This window comes from Colwellia sp. 6M3, from assembly GCF_014077595.1.
GTDB lineage: Bacteria > Pseudomonadota > Gammaproteobacteria > Enterobacterales > Alteromonadaceae > Cognaticolwellia.
The window spans coordinates 1-2,764 of record NZ_JACGWF010000164.1 but is presented as its reverse complement, the minus strand read 5'-3'; the positions used below and the strand labels follow the sequence as shown (position 1 = coordinate 2,764).

The window sequence follows — 2,764 nt, the reverse complement described above, 5'->3', positions numbered from 1 at the left end:
ATATAAAAAATAAAATCAGCAAAACAAAAAAACTATCAACAGCGAATTGGCGATAAATAAATTTAGGCTGTTTATTATCTTCATTTGCAAATTTTTTTCTAAGTTTAAACTCCTTAAACCATTGAAAACTGATCACAATAGGAAAGCCTACCACTAAAGCTAAGGCGGCTAACTTCCCTCCCCATGTTGGTACATCAAAAATAGGTAATACAATTGAAAATACTTGTAATAAAACCCAAGAAACCACTAAATATGCCGCGCTAGCGTTAATAAGTCGGCTACTTTTTAATAATGAAAAAGATAATTTCCATTTTTTGGATGAGTATCCACTTTGTTCTAGATCATCGTTAGAGAATGGCCAAATGCTATTAGTAGATATTTTCTCAGTAGGTAAAAGCATACGGTAGCCTTTACGAGGGATTGTTTGAATATATGTCGGACATTCCTTGTGGTCATCAAGCACATGTCTAATTTCACTGATAATATGAGTTACATTAGTTTTTGCTGCATGATTATCGCCCCAGCCAAAAGCTAGAATATCCTCACGAGAGACTATTTCACCATTAGTTGAAGCTAAAAATAGTAAAACTTCCATCGCCTTGGGTGCTAAATGGTATCGCTGACCATTTCGGATGATTACACCTAAATCAGGCTCTACTACAAGACTGCCTATTTGGAAGCCTTGATGAAGCTCAGTATCTACACTGAAGTGCTGATTAACGGCTCCTAATAAAATGCTAGCTTCTTGTTCATTGTTGGTTGACACGTATTGTAACCCTACAAGAAAAGAGTACAGCATGCCTGTTGGCAACTCTTTATAAATTTAATGGATTTAAAACTGTTATTAGTATTGTTTATATGAGAAAAAATAGCGAATAGCTGAATATAATAATGCAGCATTCAATGGCTGTATTTGGCATTATTTTCATAGAAGATAGTGTTCGTAAATTGAATTTAAGAGAGCTTAAAGAATGGAATGTATTTTTAATTTCATGCTATAAAATAGAAAACCCACTTTCCTGTTATATTTTTTATTAAAATTAAACAGGAAAGTGGGTTTGTAGGTATTATTAGCAAAACTCGCTATTGAAATTTAATCGATTTCATCAACATCATTATTTTCAATATCTTGTGGAGCAACCGTTTGCTTGCGTTTTAATACAGGTAAATCTCCAGCATCTTGCGCTAAAAAAGTATTTTTCACATTTTTCTTTGGCTTTGCTTTTTTAGTTACTACAACTGACTTTTTACTGTCTTTGGTTTTGCTATCAATTGTTGGCTTTTTAGGCTTTATTCCTTTGAATTTAGCTTTTAAGCCTTCAACAGTATCAAAACTTAATTTTTGCTGTAAGAAGCCTTCAACGTTTTTAAAACTAATCCAGTCTTTGGGTCCAACAAATGAAATAGCATCGCCCGTACTACCTGCTCGGCCCGTACGACCAATACGATGAACAAACTCTTCGGTGTGCTTTGGCATATCGAAATTAATAACGTGAGAAACATTAATTAAATCTAAGCCTCTAGAAGCTAAATCCGTGGTGATCAAGATTTTTTGTTGGCCTTTACTAAAACCATCCATTATCTGATTACGTTGGCCTTGGTTAAGCTCACCACTGAGGGCTACGGTACTAAGCCCTTGCTCAGATAATAAAGTAGAAAGCCTATCAGTATCAGCACGAGTTGCCGTGAAAATAATCATTTGTTGATGATTCTCTGTGGCAATAAAGTGTGCAAGAAGCTTTTCTTTATGGCTTAAATTATCACAAAGATAAAAACGTTTGGTGATATCTTTGTGTTCAGTATGAGCACTACCAATAGCGATACGTTTTGGTTTTTTCAATAATGCTAAAGCAAAATCATTAACTTGTGCATGGTCTAAAGTTGCCGAAAACAGTAACGTTTGACGTTTACGGTGATCAGCTGCTTTATTAATTTGTGCCAACTGTTCTGCAAAGCCTAGATCTAGCATGCGATCAGCTTCATCAAGAATCAGCAATTCTAAACCACTAAGATAAAAGTGACCTTGCGTTAGGTGGTCTGCTAAACGACCTGGTGTTGCTACGATAAAATGAGGGTCTTTCTCAAGTACTTTTACTTGGTCGTTAAAGTTTTCGCCGCCAAGAATAAGAACTGCTTTGAAAGCTGAACCTGAAGTAAACATGCGTAATTGTGTAAAAACTTGTTTAGCTAACTCTCGGGTTGGCGTTAATATAAGTACGCGAGGATCTCGTTTGCTTAATGCACGGTTCTTTGACAATCGCTGCATGGCAGGAATAATAAATGCTAATGTTTTACCTGAGCCTGTTTTAGATGATGCTATTAAATCATGACCAGTCATAGCAGCAGGAATTGCTTGCTGCTGTATCTCAGTAGGTGCATTAAAACCTAAATGTTCTACTGTTGACATTATTTTACTATCTAAACCAAAATCACTAAACTGCAAGCTTACTCTCCACGTTAATTAACTGGTGTTTTATTATTACATTGACACATAAAGATATTCATTGGCTTATTATAACCTGTAAACTTCAACATTAAGCCAAACTATTTAATCAATAAGCAAAATATTTTACTACTGGGTTTTTGATAACTATTTATCTACGTTTTATATTGTTAATAAATAAACTTCATCGTGTCACTTACTGCGGATTAAAACAAATAAATTAATGAATATGAAGCTCGAATCATCGCCGTACAAAGTTGTAGAAGCGTTAAAATCAGATAAAAAAGATATTATGAGGTTTTATAAATCACAACAATACTC

At 34.6% G+C, this 2,764-nt stretch carries 2 protein-coding genes; both read right to left on the bottom strand.

Annotated elements, in window-relative coordinates; translation table 11 throughout:
• A partial coding sequence (locus H4J50_RS18675) for a winged helix-turn-helix domain-containing protein (RefSeq protein ID WP_182257663.1) occupies window positions 1–766 on the bottom strand: 766 nt, incomplete at its 3' end.
• Window positions 767–1,093: 327 nt separating this feature from the next.
• Complete coding sequence (locus H4J50_RS18670) at window positions 1,094–2,443, bottom strand: DEAD/DEAH box helicase (RefSeq protein WP_182257662.1); 1,350 nt, start codon at window positions 2,441–2,443, stop codon at window positions 1,094–1,096.
• Window positions 2,444–2,764: the final 321 nt, after the last annotated feature.